Source organism: Brotaphodocola sp. (assembly GCF_050873365.1).
Taxonomy (GTDB): domain Bacteria; phylum Bacillota; class Clostridia; order Lachnospirales; family Lachnospiraceae; genus Brotaphodocola.
This window is the reverse complement of the sequence record NZ_JBNMIQ010000023.1, coordinates 20,232-39,925: the sequence shown is the minus strand read 5'-3', so window position 1 is coordinate 39,925 and position 19,694 is coordinate 20,232. Positions and strand designations below refer to the sequence as shown.

General features: G+C 46.1%; 15 protein-coding genes. 10 read left to right on the top strand and 5 right to left on the bottom strand.

Annotated elements, in window-relative coordinates:
- Positions 1-59: 59 nt before the first annotated feature.
- On the bottom strand, positions 60-1,205 hold the full coding sequence (locus ACR0QT_RS10830) for a DUF4317 domain-containing protein (RefSeq protein ID WP_432630791.1): 1,146 nt from the start codon (positions 1,203-1,205) through the stop codon (positions 60-62).
- Positions 1,206-1,516: 311 nt separating this feature from the next.
- Between ACR0QT_RS10830 and ACR0QT_RS10825 the strand changes: the two genes are divergently transcribed.
- The 4 genes from ACR0QT_RS10825 to ACR0QT_RS10810 all read left to right on the top strand — a co-directional run bounded on the left by ACR0QT_RS10825 (position 1,517) and on the right by ACR0QT_RS10810 (position 6,644).
- A complete protein-coding gene (locus ACR0QT_RS10825) occupies positions 1,517-3,559 on the top strand; it encodes a DHH family phosphoesterase (RefSeq protein WP_432630790.1) in 2,043 nt (680 codons plus the stop codon).
- Positions 3,559-4,005, top strand: coding sequence for a 50S ribosomal protein L9 (rplI, locus tag ACR0QT_RS10820; protein WP_432630789.1), 447 nt, complete (start codon positions 3,559-3,561; stop codon positions 4,003-4,005). The genes ACR0QT_RS10825 and rplI overlap by 1 nt, the downstream gene beginning before the upstream one ends.
- Before the next feature lie 131 nt (positions 4,006-4,136).
- Positions 4,137-5,468: a replicative DNA helicase gene (gene dnaB, locus ACR0QT_RS10815; RefSeq protein WP_432630788.1), complete on the top strand. Its 1,332-nt coding sequence runs from the start codon at positions 4,137-4,139 to the stop codon at positions 5,466-5,468.
- Between the two features lie 492 nt (positions 5,469-5,960).
- A complete protein-coding gene (locus tag ACR0QT_RS10810; protein ID WP_432630787.1) occupies positions 5,961-6,644 on the top strand; it encodes a helix-turn-helix domain-containing protein in 684 nt (227 codons plus the stop codon).
- Positions 6,645-6,743: 99 nt separating this feature from the next.
- Here the strand turns inward: ACR0QT_RS10810 and ACR0QT_RS10805 are convergent, their stop codons facing one another.
- Entirely contained in the window at positions 6,744-6,914 is a 171-nt protein-coding gene (locus ACR0QT_RS10805; protein WP_177978398.1) for a DUF362 domain-containing protein, read from the bottom strand.
- A gap of 242 nt (positions 6,915-7,156) precedes the next feature.
- On the opposite strand from ACR0QT_RS10805, the gene ACR0QT_RS10800 reads away from it, so the two are divergent.
- Positions 7,157-7,357: a DUF1858 domain-containing protein gene (locus ACR0QT_RS10800; protein WP_177978429.1), complete on the top strand. Its 201-nt coding sequence runs from the start codon at positions 7,157-7,159 to the stop codon at positions 7,355-7,357.
- Between the two features lie 128 nt (positions 7,358-7,485).
- Here ACR0QT_RS10800 and ACR0QT_RS10795 read toward each other — a convergent pair whose 3' ends face one another.
- Together ACR0QT_RS10795 and ACR0QT_RS10790 are read right to left on the bottom strand one after the other, a co-directional pair.
- Positions 7,486-8,292, bottom strand: a complete 807-nt coding sequence (locus tag ACR0QT_RS10795; RefSeq protein WP_432630786.1) for an adaptor protein MecA — start codon at positions 8,290-8,292, stop codon at positions 7,486-7,488.
- A 192-nt stretch (positions 8,293-8,484) separates the two neighbouring features.
- Positions 8,485-11,280 (bottom strand): response regulator, encoded by a 2,796-nt coding sequence (locus tag ACR0QT_RS10790; protein ID WP_432630798.1) that lies wholly within the window; start codon positions 11,278-11,280, stop codon positions 8,485-8,487.
- A 34-nt stretch (positions 11,281-11,314) separates the two neighbouring features.
- On the opposite strand from ACR0QT_RS10790, the gene ACR0QT_RS10785 reads away from it, so the two are divergent.
- The 5 genes from ACR0QT_RS10785 to ACR0QT_RS10765 all read left to right on the top strand — a co-directional run bounded on the left by ACR0QT_RS10785 (position 11,315) and on the right by ACR0QT_RS10765 (position 18,956).
- Positions 11,315-11,608 (top strand): hypothetical protein, encoded by a 294-nt coding sequence (locus tag ACR0QT_RS10785; RefSeq protein ID WP_432630799.1) that lies wholly within the window; start codon positions 11,315-11,317, stop codon positions 11,606-11,608.
- A gap of 751 nt (positions 11,609-12,359) precedes the next feature.
- On the top strand, positions 12,360-14,795 hold the full coding sequence (locus tag ACR0QT_RS10780) for a SpaA isopeptide-forming pilin-related protein (RefSeq protein WP_432630785.1): 2,436 nt from the start codon (positions 12,360-12,362) through the stop codon (positions 14,793-14,795).
- Positions 14,779-16,317, top strand: coding sequence for an isopeptide-forming domain-containing fimbrial protein (locus tag ACR0QT_RS10775; RefSeq protein WP_432630784.1), 1,539 nt, complete (start codon positions 14,779-14,781; stop codon positions 16,315-16,317). Before ACR0QT_RS10780 ends, ACR0QT_RS10775 begins: the two co-directional genes overlap by 17 nt.
- A 22-nt stretch (positions 16,318-16,339) precedes the next feature.
- Positions 16,340-17,011: a class C sortase gene (locus ACR0QT_RS10770; protein ID WP_432630783.1), complete on the top strand. Its 672-nt coding sequence runs from the start codon at positions 16,340-16,342 to the stop codon at positions 17,009-17,011.
- A 100-nt stretch (positions 17,012-17,111) separates the two neighbouring features.
- A complete protein-coding gene (locus tag ACR0QT_RS10765; protein WP_432630782.1) occupies positions 17,112-18,956 on the top strand; it encodes a sortase in 1,845 nt (614 codons plus the stop codon).
- Positions 18,957-18,993: 37 nt separating this feature from the next.
- On the opposite strand, the gene ACR0QT_RS10760 is transcribed toward ACR0QT_RS10765, so the two are convergent.
- Positions 18,994-19,668: a Crp/Fnr family transcriptional regulator gene (locus ACR0QT_RS10760; RefSeq protein WP_432630781.1), complete on the bottom strand. Its 675-nt coding sequence runs from the start codon at positions 19,666-19,668 to the stop codon at positions 18,994-18,996.
- Positions 19,669-19,694: the final 26 nt, after the last annotated feature.

The following is a 19,694-nucleotide window of genomic DNA, read 5'->3' as shown; positions in this document are numbered from 1 at the left end:
TGCTGACATCTTCCTATCAAAATCACTGTGCATTCACTCTGAGTTATAAATTCTGTTAATTAATTTTCTGTATTTGTTCCACCGTTCTGGTTTACAAGAATTCCATTTACCTCGATTCCGCCGTCGATTGTGATGACGAGGCACTGGCGACCGTCGATTTCTCTTGTCTCGACAAGGTCGGTGCGCTCCGGATTGACCTTGACGACGACATCCGGTGTCTTTACCTCAAAGGCGCGGGTGCTTGCGATGTTGGACGCGTAGATCGAGGCGCGCTCACCGGCAGTCTCATCGAAGTTCTGGTCAAAGTTCTCAAGCTGTTCTTCCTCGACTCCGCTGTTCTCGAGCAGGGTCTTGACCTGATACTTGTCGAGAACGACCGGTTCCGGATCGTCCTTGTGCTCAGAGATCAGTTCATTGAGGTTCTCATGGATCGTCTTGACTGTCTCATAGTCGCAGGCATCTCCGAGCGTGTCCTCAATGATCGCCTGAAACGATTCTTTCTGGCTTCCGGCCGGGAGTGGGAGCGGACAGCCGAGAATCCGCTCGACAACGCTGTCGTGGAGATCCTCACTCTTCTTTGTGTAGAGAAGGGTAGAGTGGAGATCGGTCGAGCGATCGTTGAATGCAGGGAAGAGGAATCCCCATTCCGGCATTCCGACAACCCAGTCTCGGATGCGGTTCTGGAAGTTACTCTCGATCTCGTTGTAGCTGAGTCCCGGTTTGGAGAGATCGACCGGGCAGATGGAGCAGAGAATGTAGCTGTAAACCTCGTCGGAGGCGTCTTCCATCTCAATTCCGTCGGAGGTGCGTCCCGGGATGTCGTAGGCATCGTGAATCAGCAGAATCAGGAAATTGCCGACATAGTCGTAGCTCTCGATAATCCGGTCGTAGAACGTGTCGAGCAGTTCATCATCGGTCAGGCGGGTGGCACGCAGTTTCATCAGTAGATCGTGCGGGGTACCCTCGCCCTCGGCGGAGAGCGGAAACTCCAGATTCAGAAGATTTTTTCCGAGTGTTCCGGAGAGATTTTTTCTCAAAATCTCAAAATATTTGAACATATCTTCTTCAGGAAGGGAGAGAAAAGCCTCCTTGAAGGTCGCTTTTTTATTCTTTTCTCCGTCCACATAACAGCCACAGATGCGGGAGATCGAGCAACTGTTTGGAGTGAACTGGCGCTTGATTTCAGAAATTTCTTTTTTAATCATAATAAGATAATCTCCTTTTTCGTATTTCGTAGGAAAAATAAAAATCTTTCATCAAAAGTCACCTTTTCATTTTAGTATAATTTTGAGAAAAAGACAATCTTGGTTCCCGTCTGCCGGAGGAAATTTTCAGTGTGAAAAATTTTGAAGGATGGCAAAATTAATCTTGAGATCGAAAAAAGATTGGATACCGGTTCCTGTATATGGATACTGTGTTCATTGTGGACGTTTGGCGCTTGGTATGGTATAATTAGGGGTAAAGCGTATGATATGACTGTTGGAATTCTCAGGAATTCGGCAAGGAGAACAAAAGTATGAAAGAGAATATCGTGGTAAAGGGACAGCTCAAGGGATATCTGTCCTGGCCCATCGTGCTTTCTGTCTTTCTGGTATGCGGGAATATCGCACTGTTTCTGGTAAGTCGTGTGGGCGCACTGGTGATGATTCCATTTACCGTGTGCTACATAGGAACGGCGGTTTGGATTTATGTGTACAGTCACAAGCGAATTCTCGGCGGTCTGGTGGAGTTTTCTTCCGAATATGCGTGGATTCAGAAGCAGTTGCTGACGGATATGGTGATCCCGTATGCGCTGGCAGATGAAGATGGACGACTGCTTTGGATGAACCGCTCATTTCAGGAAGCGATACAGACAGAAAAGGGAAACAGAAAAAGCCTTCTTTCCATTTTTCCAAACCTGACTCGGAATGATCTGGTACCGGATGATGGAACGGTTCTGGTTCATACCTCTTACGGGGACAAGAAATTTCGACTGGATATTCAGCCGATTTATGTGAGCAGTTCCGAGGAGGAAGAGAAGGAAGCACTGGTCAGCAGACAGAAACTGCTTGCGATCTATCTGTTCGATGAGACAGAAATGTTGCGTTGTTTGCAGGAGATCACCGATGAGAAGATGGTTGCCGGACTGATCTACCTCGACAATTACGATGAGGCACTTGAGAGTGTAGAGGAAGTGCGTCGTTCTCTGCTGACGGCTCTGATTGACCGAAAGATCAACAAGTACATCAGTGCGATGGACGGTGTGGTAAAAACGCTGGAGAAAGACAAGTATTTCTTTATCATTAAGCAGAAATACGTTCAGCAACTTCAGGAGGAGAGATTCTCGATCCTGGAGGATGTAAAGACCGTCAACATTGGAAATGAGATGGCAGTGACGCTGAGCATTGGCATCGGTATGAATGGAGACACTTACGCGCAGAATTATGATTATGCGCGAGTTGCGATTGATATGGCACTCGGTCGTGGCGGAGATCAGGCAGTTCTGAAAGATGGAAGCCGGATTCAGTATTACGGCGGAAAATCTCAACAGCTTGAGAAGGCGACCCGCGTCAAGGCACGTGTCAAGGCGCATGCGATGCGAGAACTCATGGAGACGAAGGATCGCCTCCTGATTATGGGACACCGGATCGGTGATATTGACTGTTTCGGATCTTCGATCGGTATTTTTAGAATTGCGACGGCGCTGAATAAGAAGGCACATATCGTGATTAACGAGGTTACGACCTCCGTCAAGCCGATGATGGATCGCTTTGTCGACAATCCGGAGTATCCGGATGATATGTTCCTGTCAGGAGCGCAGGCTGCGGAGCTTGTGGATGCGAATACGATGCTTGTCGTTGTGGATGTAAACCGTCCGAGCATCACCGATGCGCCGGAACTGCTCAAGATGGTGAAGACGATCGTCGTTCTCGACCATCACAGACAGAGCAGTCAGATCATCTCGAATGCGGTGCTCTCGTATGTGGAGCCGTATGCATCCTCCGCATGTGAGATGGTCGCAGAGGTGCTTCAGTACATCGCAGATGGAATTAAGATCAAGTCGGCGGAAGCAGATGCGATGTATGCCGGCATTGTCATTGATACGAATAATTTTACCAATCAGACGGGCGTTCGCACGTTTGAGGCAGCCGCTTACTTACGGCGCTGTGGAGCAGATGTGACGCGAGTTCGCAAGCTGTTCCGCGATAATATGGTGGATTACAGAGCAAAGGCGGAGACGATCGCCTCTGCGGAGGTCTACCGGGATGCATTCTCGATTGGAGAATGTCCGGCGGAAGGACTTGAGAGTCCGACTGTCGTCGGTGCCCAGGCAGCAAACGAACTGCTTGAGATCAAGGGCATCAAGGCTTCTGTGGTGCTCACAGAGCTTCACGGAGTCATCTATGTCAGCGCACGCTCGATCGATGAGGTCAACGTGCAGGTGATGATGGAACAGCTGGGAGGCGGAGGTCATCGAACGATTGCAGGCGCTCAGCTGAAGGAAATGACGGTCGAGGAGGCAAAACGCCGTGTCAAGGCGGTCATCGACCAGATGTTAGAGAAGGGAGATATTTCATAATGGAAATCGTATTACTCGAAGACGTAAAGGCACTTGGAAAAAAAGGACAGATTGTAAAGGTAAATGACGGATATGCGCGCAACTTCATCCTGCCGAAGAAGCTCGGCGTTGAGGCAACCGCAAAGAACTTAAATGATCTGAAGCTTCAGAAGGCAAATGCAGAGAAGGTTGCAGCAGAACAGCTCGCTGAGGCAAAGGCACTCGCAGAGAAGATCGGAGAGCTTTCCGTAACCCTGAAGATGAAAGCCGGAGAGGGCGGAAGAGCTTTCGGTTCTGTATCCAGCAAGGAGATTGCAGTCGCAGCAAAGGATCAGCTTGGTCTTGACATTGACAAGAAGAAGATGGTTCTTCCGGAAGCAATCAAGACCTTCGGTACTCATGAGGTTCCTGTAAAACTGCACAAAGACGTAACTGCAAAGCTGACGGTTAAGGTAACGGAAGCGTAAGCATAATAAGGCAACATGCAGAAATGCAGAGTGCCGGGCAGATATGCAGGCGGATTTTAGGCGCGTGGAGCGCGTGAGTCCTGCCTGCATAAATGTTTTGGTGCAAAGAGAAATACAGGAGAAACAAATGTATGGATGAACCTTTGATGAAAAGGGTAGCTCCTCACAGCATTGAGGCAGAGCAGTCGGTGATCGGCTCCATGTTGATGGACAGGGAGGCGATCATTGCTGCCTCTGAGATCGTGACGGCTTCTGATTTCTATCAGACGCAGTACGGCATCATGTTCGAGACGATGGTAGAGCTTTTTAATGAGGGCAAGCCGGTCGATCTGATCACACTTCAGGATCGTTTGAAGGAGAAGGATGTACCTCCGGAAGTCAGCAGTCTTGACTTCGTCCGCGACATCATCACGACGGTGCCGACGTCTGCGAATGTGCGATCTTATGCCAATATTGTTCGTGAGAAAGCTGTTTTGAGAAAACTGATCCATGTAAATGAGACGATTGCGAATACCTGTTATGCGGGTAAGGAGCCTCTGGATCAGATTCTTGCGACTACGGAGAAGACGATTTTTGATCTGCTTCAGAGCCGTGGAGGCGGGGAGTTTGTGCCGATCCGCCAGGTCGCTCTGAATGTTCTGGAAAAGATTGAAGTCGCTTCGAAGAGTCAGGGAAGTGTAACCGGAATCCCGACCGGATTTATTGATCTGGATTACAAAACTTCCGGTATGCAACCGTCCGACCTTGTGCTGATTGCGGCGCGTCCGTCTATGGGAAAGACGGCATTCGTGTTGAATCTGGTCGATCATGTGGCGGTGCGCAAAGGTCTGCCGTGCATGGTGTTCAGTCTGGAAATGTCCAAGGAGCAGTTGGTCAACCGAATGCTGGCGATGGAGTCGAATGTCGACGCACAGAAACTCCGAAACGGAAATCTGACGGACTCCGACTGGGATGCGGTTGTCGAGGGAATCGGAGTGATCGGCAATTCCAACCTGATCATTGACGATACCCCGGGTATCTCAATCACGGAACTGCGCTCAAAGTGCAGAAAGATGAAGCTTGAGCATGGACTCAGCATGATTATCATCGACTACCTTCAGCTGATGAGTGGAAGCGGAAAAAGCGGGGATAACCGTCAGCAGGAGATCTCGGAGATCTCGAGATCCTTGAAGGCGCTCGCGCGTGAGATGAATGCTCCGGTGCTCGCGCTGTCCCAGCTCAGCCGTGCCTGCGAGACGAGAACCGACCATCGCCCGATGCTTTCCGACCTTCGAGAGTCCGGAGCGATCGAGCAGGATGCCGATGTCGTGATGTTTCTGTATCGTGACGATTATTACAACAAAGACACCGATACGCCGAACATTGCGGAAGTCATCATCGCAAAACAGAGAAACGGCCCGATCGGAACCGTCAATCTGCTCTGGCAACCGGAGTTCACAAAGTTTGTCAATCTGGCGAAGTAACGAAGTAACCGGATTGCGTAGACGGAGTTTACAAGTCTTTGCGGGCGTTGATTTGAATGAAAAGAGAAAAGTTACAGAAGAAAAGACATGGGCAGTCAAATGGGAATGAGAGAGAACATTCCTGTCTGACTGTCCATGTCATTTTTTCAAGTCGACGCTCGCGGAGCGTATAACTCAGAAGGGGATTGTCTCCCCTCCTGAGAAAGTTTGTGATACCCCCACCTATAGAGGAGGGGGGACATCCACTCTGAGTTATATTCTGGGAAAGAAAAATGCTTCGCAAGAATCCTCACATGTATTCATAATTCTTCTCAAGGGGTCATATGTTTCTAGTAGTGCAGAAAGGCAGGGATTGTGGATCTGTCTGTATTTGTCAGAGTATTCATCAGAGTATTTATTTCTGGCATATCTTTGATAGATCTCTGACATATCTTTGACATATCCCTGTCAGGGCAAATCTGAAAAATATGAGAGACCATAAGGAGAGAAAGTATGGACGGGACACATTATTCCATATCGGAGGCGGGAAAGCTCGTGGGTGTTGAGTCCCATGTTCTTCGGTACTGGGAGGACGAGCTTCAACTGAAAATACCTCGCAATGGGAAGGACTATCGGTATTATACAGATCTGCATATTCAGCTTTTGAAAAAGGTGAAGGAACTGAAAGAAAAGGGGTATCAGCTCAAGGCGATTGAGCAGGTATTGAGACGTATGCTTGACGGGGAGGAAGACGTCGATCCGGATGAAATTTTGAGACAGAATGCAGTCAATATTTTAAAGGAAGGGAAAACGGGGGAAGTCATGGCAGTGGAAGAGAAGAAGAGTGTCAAAGAAGGTGGGGGAAAGCAGGAGCTCTCTGCTCTGTCTCCGGAAGAGAAGATGCAACGGTTCCAACAGCTTATGAATCATATCATCGGGAATGCGGTCGGACAGGCTGTCAAGGAAAACAGTGAGGCGATCAGCGGGGAAATCAGCCGTCAGGTCAATGACCGGATGGTGCAGGAGCTTGAGTACATGATGAGGATCAGCGATGAGAGGGAGGAGGAGCGTTTTAAGATGCTCGACGAGAGTCTGCGCGCGTACCAGAAAAATGGAAAGAGCAAGGCGGAGGCAGCAGCGACGAGGATGCCGTTTTTCAGAAAGAAGAAATTCGGGAGAAGTGGAAAGAAGATGTGAATAAAAAAAGAATGTGCCTTGGCACATTCTCGCGTCTCATACAAAAAATCCCCTTCCGCACGACAATACGGAAGGGGATTATGTAGGTTAATTGAAAAATTAGCCCTCGTTGATTGCTCCGGTCGGGCAAACACCTGCGCAAGTTCCGCAAGAAATGCAAGCATCTGCATCGATGTTGTACTGGCTGTCTCCCTGAGAGATAGCGCTTACCGGGCACTCCGGCTCACAAGTTCCGCAACTAACACATGAATCGGTAATAACATATGCCATGATATGAGTCCTCCTTAAATATTCTTATACATTCGTTGTTACTTTATTCTATCCCATTTTTGAAAAATATTCAAGAGGAAAATGTTGCACAAATGGACAAAATTAGGTACAATTTTCAGTTAGCTTTAGGTAACTTATGGCAGAACGGGAATACAGCTTGCTAATTTTGGGAAAAAGTATTATAGTATGAGTACATCCGCGAATTCTATAAGGAGGAAATTGACATGGAGAATAAAGAGACCATTCAGATCAGCAAAGATATGCTGATTGGTGAGCTGATCCAGATGCATGAGCTGATCGCTCCGATGCTGATGCGTGCAGGTATGCATTGCCTTGGATGTCCGTCTTCTCAGATGGAGAGTCTTGAGGAAGCATGCATGGTTCACGGCATTGACTGTGATGATCTGGTTACCGGTATCAATGAGGTACTGGCTACTTTATAAGAAAATTGATAAAATATAATTTTAAGATTTTCTGAAGAAAACGGACACCCGAGAGTTTCGGGTGTCCGTTTTTGTCGCTCTGAATATGAAATGAATCGATGATATAAGATGATATAAAATGAATCGTATTAGATCAGAGCCATTTTCTCGAGTGCGTGTGCACGAATGATGACTTCATAATGCTCCTGATAGTAGGCTTCGCTGGCGGATTCCGGTTTTACGCGGGTTCCGTATTCAGACAGAATGTTGCAGATTCGGCTGAATCCGAGCGGGTCCATATCCTTACTGCTGAGTACCAGATAATACTGGGAAGTTCCCGGCTTCTTGTACAGGGTGTTGATGCCCTGTGGAATCGAGACAGTTACTCGGGCAGCTTCGGAGACCTGATCAAGGCTGTCGAAACGATAGATACGGGTCTGGACAGGCAGAGTTTTTGGAAGTGCCTGCAAAGCGTTCTTCGTCTCACCCTGAGTGGAATTAAGAGAATTCAGGTCGGAATCCTGTGCCGTCGCGATGCCGGAAAGTTCCGGATCGGGCGCTTCAGAAATCGCCTGAAGTTCTTTGTTTAAGTATTCCATCAGATCGTCTGCTCCCTCAAGAAATTCACCGGCGAATCCGGTTGTGGACTCCGGGTCTTCCTCGGAAAGCTGAGAAAACTTGGAAAAACGGGTGTCAAGTTCTTCTGGATCTTCTATCTTGGTAATGACTAGCATAACGCTCTCGCCGGAAAGCGGAATTGCTTCAACCATCAACGGAATATCATCTTCCGCATCAAATCCTACTTCAGTGGAGGCTTTTTGAATCATCTCACGGAATAGACCGCGGGCTTTCTCACTTCCATAAGCCAGCTCTCCCAGGTTTAAGTTGCGTGTGCTCAGATCGGTACTGGTCAGGGTGCAACGTATCTGGTTGTCATTAATTCGCTCTATCCTCATAAGATCACTCCTCTCTATAAAAAAGATGCTATTTGCTCAATTTAATTATAGTATATGATACGGGGAAAAATCAATTCCTATGTGTAAATTTTATAAAAAGTTAAGGTTATCATATCGCGATGCACAGACAAGAATTTCCTGAAATGAAAATTCGCTACAATATAGGCATTTCGTGCAACGCATGAACGGTAACTATTTTATTTCTGTCGAATTGCGCTCTTTGAGTATGAGATGAATCGTTTGGAACAGTTCATTCATATCGATCGGTTTGGCGATGTGCCCGTTCATTCCGGCGGAGAGGGAGGCAGATTTGTCTTCCTCATAGGCATTTGCAGAGACTGCGATGATCGGAATATTGGAAAGGGCAGGATCGTCGAGTGCGCGGATGTTTCTTGTCGCCTCGTAACCATTCATCACAGGCATTTGAATGTCCATCAGAATGATGTTATAAAATCCGGCTTCTGAGGATTTTACTTTTTCGACGGCAATCGCGCCGTTTTCCGCCACATCCACACGAAAGCCGTTTTCAATCAGGATCGTTGAAGCGATTTCTCGGTTGAGCTCATTGTCTTCCACAAGGAGAATCCGACTGCCGGCAAACTCATTTTGGGAGAGCATGGGGGAGCTCGTGGAGTCTTCGGAGTGCTCGATCGGTTTGGTGAGTTTGTTTCTCAGAGTGATGATGATTTCCGTTCCCTTGTGCTCCTCAGAGAGGATCTCGATTTTGCCGTTCATCATATCGATGTAGCGCTTTGTGATTGGAAGTCCAAGCCCTGTTCCCTGAATCCCGCTGACTGTGGAATTTTGTTCACGCTCAAATGGTTCAAAGATTTTTTTCATAAATTCCGGGCTCATGCCACAGCCGTTATCTTTGACATGAATCTCATACAAACCAAACTTGTCGACGAACTTGTCGACAGATTCCTGATTTTGAGTGTCACTTGAGCTTGTGTCGGTTTTTTCGATTATGGTCAGAGCGATGGTTCCTCCGTTTGGTGTGAACTTTACAGAATTTCCGAGGAGGTTCACAAGGATTTCCTTCATGCGGAGCTTGTCACACAAAATGTACGGATTCTTCAAGGAGGAGACGTCGATCGTGAATGTCTGGTTTCTCTCGTGAGTCTGTTCGTTGATGATGACGGCAACCTCATCGACTATGTCGGTCAGACAGCAGGGTGCTTCGGTGAGTTGAAGTTTTCCGCTCTCGATTCGGCTCATCTCCAAAATATCGTTGACAATCGCAAGCAGATGATTGCTGGAAATCAAAATTTTGGAGAGGTAATCCTGCGTTTTTTCCGGATTGTATGCAATGCACTTTGCCAGATTTGCAAACCCGATGATCGCATTGAGCGGGGTGCGGATGTCGTGGGACATATTGGAGAGAAAACGGCTCTTACTGTGATTGGCCTCCTGTGCCTGCCGTGCCAAATGGTTCATCTCAATTGCTTTCTTCTGCTCAAATGCCAACATTTTCTGGCGGGTGTGCAGTTTCATCTGGAGGAAAATCAGGGTGAGCAAAATCCATACGAGAAAGATCAGGGCGAACACACTGATTCCCGGGTGAAGGCGAATCAAGGTAAACGGAGTGATGTTCTCTGCCTTGTATCTCGTGTATTTTGAGATCAGGCTTTCAATTTCGCTGTTTGGAAGCGCGTAAATGCACTTGGTCAGGATTCCACTGAGTTCATGGTCAACGGTGCTGGAGAGGCAGATGTAATGAGGATAAACAGGGCTTTCCAGTGCCGTGTAGGTGAGAAGTCCTCGCTCATCTTGATTGACAAATTTCTGTGCCGTATATAGATAGACGAAGGTTGCATCGGCTTTTCCGTCAAGAACCATATTCAGGGCTTCTGATCGCGAGGAGGTTTGAATTTCTTCCACTTCTTGATCATGGTTTGAATTATGGAAACTTCCATAATTTAAACTTGAATTGTTTAGACCATCTTCAATTTTGGAGAGTCCCTGATGATCTGCGACTGCTATTTTTTTGATTGTGCCGTCAAAATCTCGTCGTGTGACCATAGCCATAGTCATGTTGATATAGGGTGCGGTCAAGGCAAGATGATTGTCTTCGACGTAGGTCTCAGATGGAAAACGCGCGTCCATAAAGAGATCGACCGCTTCGCTTTTTTGCAATTCCTCGTATTCTTTTCTGCTTTTTGGAATCTTAACGGTGTAGGGGATTCCAGCTTTATCCATAATCATGGCAAAAATATCTGGGATGATTCCGCGAAGCTCTCCGTTTTCCATATAGGAATAGGGATCACGATCAACGTTACAGGTGACAGTCAGGGTCTTTTCGCCTGATGCATACTGGTGGATCAGTTCTTTTTCGCGGTCAGAAAAATCCAGGTTTCGGTCGCCGGTGTGGTTGTAATATTTGTATTTGAGATTGTTGGTCCAGTCACCCTCGGCAGCATTCATCTGGTCAATGGCATAGTTAATTTCGTCGAGCAGATGGGTGTTGCCCTTATTTACAATGGCGTAAAAGTCGCTGATTGCGAAATCTTCGATGACACGTTTGTTTTCTGTCCGGCGCAGGGAACTAGAAATGATTGCGTCAATTTCTCCGCGTTGTAAGGCATCTGCGAGTTCGCGTGAGGAGGAAAAGTAGACGGACTCATAGGAAAAGTGATGTTCGTCTGCAAAGGTTTTGAGGTCATCATTTCTGGTATTGTTTAAGAGCATACCGATTCGCATTCCCTCGTAAGTACTGTAATCCTGTTCAATGATCTGGTTGTTGTCACTTCTTACTGTCAGGATGGCACTGCTGGTTCCAATTGGTTTGGAGAAATCGAAGAATTCTTCGCGGTTGGATACTTTCTGGGCGGAAGTTACAAGATCGATCTCTCCGTTTTGAAGCATTGTCAGCATGTCATCCCAGCTCTTGTCGTAACCGATGTACTCATAATCGACATTTAAGTATCTCGATGCCATGCGGAGAAAATCGTAACCGTAGCCACTGCGGGTTCCGTCTTCATTGACAATGTGGTAGCCGTCAAAGGAGAAAAACCCGACGCGGATGGTTTCGCGGTCGCGGTTGTTTGCATTTTTGGTATTTGCATCTTCGGATGGAACACCGGCATATGCTTTTAGCGGTGCTGGTGTAAACGGTGTGAAGGAGGCAAGGAAGGTAGAGGCGGTAAAGGGTGCAAAGGGTGCAGAGCGTGTAGAGAGTGTAGACGGGGCAGTGGGTGTAGAGCGTGTAGAGAGTGTAGCGGATACAGCGGATGTAGGAAGGGAGAAGGGGAAGCAGAGGAACAGGCAGACGCATAGACAGATACATAGGCAGGAACGTAGGCAGAGATATAGATAAAGATATAAATTGCGTAAGGTAAAGGGAGTCTTGGGTGTATGTAAAAATCGAAACATAATAGGGGTCCTTTCGTTGGGTGCAGGCAGAGTAACTGAGCGAGCAGAGGTTTTAGGTTTAAGTCACTGTTTCAAGGTTAATGTTGCTGAATGCGCGGATTGATGGCATTTGCATGAATGCCTTCCATTCCCGCATTTATGTATTCGTGCATGATATGGTATTATGTATGGTATGGTTAATTGTAACATATTTGAAATCCATTTCTCAATAGTTCTGAAAAATATATAGGGAATAGGATAAGTGGATGGGCAATTAAGGAAATAATTTTGGAAAAATGGGGAGGGAATAAGTGGATGTCGGTAATAGGGTGGCAATAATAGGAAGGTAATAAGTGGATGTCGGCAACAAGGGGCAACAATGGGGCGCCGACGGCTGAAGTAAATCCAATAGGGACTCGCTCTCGCTCCGATTCAACGCAGCGGTGCATAGGACTGCAAAATACGCAGTCCAAACACCGGCGTTTCATACGGGTCCCCCTGGATTTCTTACAGCCTTACGGCGCTGTGAGTTTTTTGAGTTTTCAGTTGACAGCGAGTGGGGGATAGACTATAATCCAACTATCAGAGAAAAATAAGAATTAAGTTTTTCTTTTTCAGAAGAATTCTAAAAAAGTCGGTTAGATCTAATTGTAAATCAAATAAAAAATCAAAGTTAAAAAATAAATAAACGTAGACCAAAAAGGAGATGAGGGAATTTGAAAAAGTTGATCTACTGGATACTTTGCCCTAAAGTGCGAAATATGTTAGGGCATAGATTGAGGCGTGGAATTTTAATGGCGGTATTTTTTATTCTGCTTGTAGTATCCACTTTTCCTGTATTTGCGATGCAAACAAGAGATGTACATGATCGAGATCAGGAGAATCAAAAAATTATTCGGAAAACAATAATGAACAATAATAGGATAGAAGCGATAAGTCAATATGCTACCGGATCAAATGCAAGAGAGGATGATGATCAAAAAAAAGAAGAAGTAAGATTGGATAAAGATGATGGTAATTTAGAAGAAGATAATTGTTTGAATGAGATAATAAAAGCATCAAATAGTGACTGGGATGACAAGAATTTACAGGAAAAAACAGAGGATAAGAAGTTAGAAAACGAGAATCCTCAGGAAAATTTTGAAGATACAGTAACAAATGATCAAGAATCAGAAAATCTATATTTCAACACATCAGAAAATCAAAAAAATTCAGAACAGAAAACAGAATCTATAAGTGAAAATCAAATAAGAGATTTAAAGGATTATGTACTCAGCAGAGGAAGTGCAAATGAATTGGCAAATTTTAAAGTTTCTCTGTTAGATGCAGGAGGAATAACAATCGAGCCGGACGATGATGGTGTCTATCATGTCTATGAGAATGATCTTTATTATCTGAACGTTCATTTTTATGCACCTATGGGAATTCCAGAAAAAGGTATTTATCAATACGTTATGCCAGAAGGAATAAAAGCGATTCAAATTTCATCACAAAATATTCGAGCAAGCGATGGAGCAGAAATTGGAACTTTAGAAATATTGGAATCAGGAAAAGTCTTGAGTGTCAGTATGAGAGAAAATAAAAAGATTCGATTGAATGTGACGTTTTCTTGTACGGTTGATTTTGAAAGAGAAAATCCTGCAATTAAAATTGAATCGCATAAAGATGGAAGTATTGCGAAAACAGGATATTTTAATGGACTAACAGGACAATTTGAGTGGACGATCACAGCCCAGATTCCGGCATATGCTGGCGGAAAGGCGAAGGAGTGGTCTATTAGGGATATTATGTATGACTTGGAAGGAAATTCCATTAATTGGAGTCAAAATATGATTGAAGATATAAATATTATTTGCGATGGAGAAAAGAAAAAACTATTAAGTGAATCCGATATTCAGGAAAATGACTTAGGGATAGCATTTCGTTGGGATGATACAAAAAAGCCTGCGAGATTATATATGATTAATAAAACGGATGAAGATAAGTGTAATGGATATTGTGTACATTGGTATTTCCGAAAAAACATAGTAGTTATAATCAATTATAGTTCAACATTAGAAGATAGCCGTGATTGGCTTTTTACTGATGAAGATTCCTCTATTGAAAATCATGCATGGTTAAATACTACACGCAGTATTTATACTATTGATCTTTCCTCCATATTCAGCAAATCTCATTCTTCAGATTCATCTAAATACACAATTACATTAAATCCAGATTTCTATGATTTAAGTCGGCAAGAGGTTGTCATTGATGACGTTATGACTGGCAATGCTTACTATGTGACGGGCTCTATGACTGTGCTTGTGACGGACAAAAATGGGGTTACGTTCCCGCTTCAATATGGAACGGATTTTACAGTGGAAAAAGTGGATGGGAGTGCTCAGCACATTCGGATTCATGTTGCGAATCCGGGGGCGTATTGTTATCAGTTCACCTATCAGACAGTAGCCCAAAATGATGGCGGGGCGGGTGAGGTGAAAAATGAAGCGCAGGTTACTTTGTGGGGGCGGGAGTTTTGTGCAGAGGATTACAGTTTTAGCTCTAGTGCAGAGGAATATTTTGTGCGAATGAAAAAGAGTGAGGAGGATAGCGGTAGGGCGGTTTCTGGTGCTCTTTATGGACTTTATTCGTCTACGGGAGAGCTGATGGTGCAGGGAGTTACGGATGCGCTGGGAGAGTGTCTGCTTCGGGGAGATCCGGTGAATGGTTTTCTCTTGGATCGAGATTGTCTGTATTATCTGCAAGAGATAGAAGCACCGGATGGATATGAGAAAAATGAGGCGAAAACATGGTTCTATTTTGCGGAATCAGATTATGAGCAGTCGATTCGTCCGCTGTTGGAAGAGGCGCGTTTTACGGGAATCTATGGTGCAGAAGATGGAGAGGCGATCGAGATTCAAGCGGGACAGGATGAGAGTCTTTCGAGTTGGATTCTGGTGACGGACCAGAGAATAAAAACATATACACTTCCTCAGACCGGCGGAGTCGGGACGGATGGATATATAACGGTTGCGTTTTTGATATTTGCAGGGATGGGGAGTGTATTTGATATGGTTTCCAGTGTTTCAGAACCGATTGAACAGGTGAAGGAGACTGGAAAAAATAGAAGAAAAAAGCAGAGGAGGATCAAAGATGAGCGAGAATGTTAGGGAGAGTTCTGTGTGGTACAAGTGGGGATGTAGGATGATGGCATGGATTTCGATGGTGATTTGTATTGGAATCATGACGATGGGAATTACAGTGCTTGCGGGTACGACGCATACAATTACGGCGCCGGACAATGGACATGAGTATGAGGTCTATCAGATTTTCACAGGCGATGAGACCGAGGGGATTCTGGCGAATGTGAAGTGGGGAGAAAATGGAAGTGGAGAGTGTGGAGCGGGAGTTCCGGATTCTATTTTGAAGGAGATTGAGGAGGCAGGTGGAACGGATGCAGAGAAACTTGCAGTGATTAAAAAGTATGCAAGAATCAAAAAAGAGGAAGCATTTAAGACGATCTCGGAAGAACGGGGTTTGAGTGTTCCGTCGGGATATTATCTGATGAAGGATAAAGATGGTTCTCAGGCGGGGAAGAATGATGCGTATACAACTTGGCTCGTGAAGGTTGTAGGCGATGTGAAAATAGCTCCGAAAGCGGACAAGCCTTCGTCCGAAAAGAAAGTGAAGGATCGAAATGACACGCTGGGAGAAGAGTCTGGATGGCAGGATTCCGCAGATTATGATGTGGAGGATCTGGTTCCATTTCAGCTTACAGGAAAAGTAGCGTCAAATTATGATTCCTATTCGAGCTATCGTTTTGTTTTTCATGATCAGCAGTCGGACGGATTGAAATTTCAGGCGGATACGGTGCAAGTGTTTGTGGACGAAACGGAGATTACGCAGGGATTTGTAGTGCAGGAGGCGACAGAGGATGGGGATGCTTTTGAGGTAGTGTTTGAAAATATGAAGACAATCCCGGAAGTGAAAGCGGGAAGTACGGTGAGGATTGAATATAAGTCACAGTTGACGGATCAGGCAGTTTTGGGGGCAGAGGGAAATCTCAATACGATGTATCTGGAATACTCAAACAACCCGAATCAGGGACAGGAAGGAGAGACGGGAAAGACACCGGAGGACACGGTAATCGTCTTTACTTACAAGGTCGTTGTAAAGAAATTGGATGAGACGGGAAAAGCGTTGGAGGGTGCGGAATTTATTCTGGAAAAACAGTTGCCGGATACGGATGAGGGAGATGAAAACTGGCAGTCATTTGTGGCAAAAAAGAATGCAACGGGAACCGTTTTTACATTTCGGGGATTGGATGACGGCGCGTATCGATTGACAGAGTCGGTCACACCGGCAGGATACAATACGGTTCCGACTCTCTATTTTACGATCACGGCGGATCACCAGATTCTGTCAGATTCCCCCATTTTGGAAGCATTGAATGGAGAGTCGGCGACAGGGGAGATCACCTTTGTCGCTGATAAGGAGGAAGGATTTCTTGAGACGACCGTTGTGAACAAACATGGAGTGTCACTCCCGGAGACCGGTGGACGCGGAACTTTTCTGTTTTATGCAGTCGGTGGTGTTTTGATCTTTGCATCAATGGGAGCCGGAATGATGTATCTGATGAAAAATTCGTCGAGAGGAGGGGAGGACGACGAGCGCGAAGAGACGATGGATTAGAAGATTTTTGAGAGTTGTTCCTGTGCTTTTATTTGTCGTGGGATTGTCTCTGATGTTTTATCCGTCTGTCAGTGATAGATGGAATCGGTGGCATCAGTCACGTGCGATTGCGGGATATGCAGATGCCGTTTCGCAGGAAAAGCAGGAAGATCTTGAGAACATGTGGAAGCAGGCAAGGATTTACAATATGGAGTTAAAGCGAAAGAAGAATCGCTATTATCTGAGTGAGGAGGATCAGTTTCGCTACCAGCATCTCCTAAACCTGACTGGAAATGGAATCATGGGGTATATTGAAATTCCTTCGATTCGGTGTTCGCTCCCGATCTATCACGGGACGGATGAGTCGGTTCTTCAGGTTGCGACGGGGCATATCGAGGGAAGTTCTCTTCCTGTGGGAGGAGCTGGGAGTCACTGCGTGATTTCCGGTCACAGGGGGCTTCCGTCGGCAAGACTGTTTTCGGGTCTTGATCAGCTGAAAACCGGAGATTTTTTTAATCTGCGGGTGCTCAACCGGACGTTGCAGTATCAGATCGATGAGATCAATGTGGTGCTTCCGGATGACATTGGAAAATTGGAGATTGACCCGGAAAAGGATTTCTGTACGCTTGTCACCTGTACCCCTTATGGGGTGAATTCTCATCGGCTTCTGGTTCGGGGAAGTCGTGTAGAAAAACAAAATAGAGATAGAGATTAAGAGAAAACAGTGATGGAGGGATAAAAAACAGGGAAAGAGAAAAGGTAGAGGAGAAGGTCAGAAACGGCATTGTGTAAAAAGAAAAAGATGGGGAGATAAAATGCGAAGAATCATGACACTTATCTCAGGTGGAGTGTGCGTGGGAATCCTGTGCGTGATGATGTTTTTTCATATGCAGGGGATTCAGGTTTTGGCGATGACGGAGAATCTTTCAGAAAGTCCCATAGAGGGGCGGAAGACCGGATCTGTGACCTTGGAATATGGGCGGGAAAAGCCGATTCAGAAAGCTGTTTTTTCGATCTTTCAGGTGGCAGAGGAAATTCAGGTAGTAGAGAAAGTTCAGGGGTCAGAGAAAACGGAACGTGGAAGTTACCGGAAAACGGGAGACTTTGAAAATTGTCCGGTTCAGATTGAACTTGAGGAGGTTTCGCGGTGGCGAGAGACCGCGGAGACATTGGAGATTTATGCGCTGAGAGATCGATTGACTCCGCTGAGAAAAGGAGAGACAGATCTGAATGGTCGATTGAGATTTGAAAATCTGGGAGCAGGAGTCTATCTGATTGTTGGAGAGAAAAAGATAGAGGGGCGAAAGATTTATATTCCAGAGCCGATTTTACTTGTCCTCGCGAGAAATGGCGAATTACTGGAAGATGCGGTATCGGAGAAGGGTTCATCAGAAAACGAAAAGTTGGAGAATGGAAAATCTGAGAATGCGGATAATGAAGGGTCTTATCAGGTGACGGTGCGCCCGAAGTACCGGGAAGAAGAGAAGCCTCGGTCTTCAAATCGGGATCATGATGACTCCTCAGAAAAGGTTCGAGTGAGGGCTGTGAAGATCTGGGAGGAAGAGAAGACGAGGGATCATACGGAAATGGAACGACAAGAGATTTCAGATCAGCCGACGCAGGTCGCCGTACAGCTCTTGCGGGACGGTGTGCTTGTGGAAAGTGTTGTGTTGTCGGAGGACAATCAATGGAGCTGTGTGTGGGAAAATCTGGATGCAGACAGGGTCTGGAAGGTGGCAGAGGAAGTTCCGGAAGGATATATCGTCTCGATTCGTCAGGAGGGAGAGACATTTCTGCTGACAAACCGGAGAGAGAACGGGGATTTGCCAGAGGTGTCGGAGACTTCGGCGGATGAGCCAGATTTGCCAGATTTAGAAGAGCCTGATACAGAAAAACTTCCGCAGACGGGAACTTCGTGGTACCTGGTCTGGATCTTGGGAGCAGTCGGAATTTTGCTCTTGAGCTGTTGTGGGAAGAATGCAAAAAGAAGAAAGGTAGATGACGAAAAAAGGGGGAGAAAAAAAGAGAGAATAGAAGATAAGACAGGGGAGAGAAAAGGGCGAAGCATTTGGAGGTGGATGCTAAGAGTTTTAGGGACATTCTGTATGATTTTGGCTGGGATTTTTGCGGGAAAGAATAGTTCTGATGAAATTCGAGCGTGTAATCATGTCAGGGAGAGTCAACGAAAGCTGGAGGTAGAAGCACAAGCAAAGAAAAAGCAGGAACAACCACTCTATCTGCTTGACCCGGGTCGGGCAATGCCGGAGAAAGTGGTGGATGGAGAAGCCTATATTGGAAGGTTGGAGATCCCTTCGCTTCAGCGCGAAATTCCGGTGATGAGTGAATGGTCAGAGGGGCGATTAAGACAGACTCCGTGTCGATATGCAGGTTCGGCATATCTGCAAAATCTGGTGATTGCCGGTCACAATTATCGTGCTCATTTTTCTGGAATTGGAAATCTGAAAAAGGGGGATTCTGTGATTTTTACGGATATGGACGGAAATCGATTTTTCTATGAAGTCGCAGAAACAGAAATTTTGAATGCGGAGGAGACGGAACGGATGACGGAGAGTTGGTGGGCACTGACATTGTTTACCTGCACCGCCGGAGGTGGGCGACGCGTTGCCGTGCGCTGTGACGCGTTGGTGCAGGATGAGTAGAACTTTGAGTGGATGCCTATCTGAGTTCTACTCTCACTTATATGATGTCTTGAAGTGCGGAGAGATCCGCGATGCGGATCTGCCGTTTTTCGAGGGAGATCAGTCCTTCCGCCTGCATGTTTGAGAGTTCCCTTGAGAGGGAAGGGCGGGCAACGCCGAGGTAATCTGCCATCTTTTCCCGGTTCATTGAGAATGTGTAGTCGGGATCGGAGTGTGTATGTTGAAGCAGCATTCTGGCGATTTTTTGGCGAAGTGAAGCTCCGGAGATGATGCGGATTTTCTGGTTCAGATAGTACGCCTTTCCGGCGAAGACAGGGAGAAGATTTGCAATCAGCCGGTAGCTGAAGGAATTCTGGTTCACGGCATCCACATCAAAGAATGCCTTTGGAATCAGGAGAACTTCAGCGGTGGAATCTGCCAGAGCGAAGTAGTCGTATTCCTTTTTGTTTAAGAAGAGAAAAACTTCCCCAAACATCTCTCCATGCTCCTGAAACGTCGCAACGATGTTACGTTTTCCGCCAAGGGAGTCATTGCCGATGACGATCGAGCCGGAGAGCAGAACCATCATGTAGCGTGGCAGTTCTCCCTGATGAAAGAGGTAGGTGTCCTTTGGGTAGGAGACAATGCGCGCCTGACTGACGAGAAGACACTCCTCAATCTCTGCCTCCGACATTCTAGCAAAGAGAGGACACTGATTCAGATCAAATTTCATAGCATAACATCCTTTCGTTGGCACGA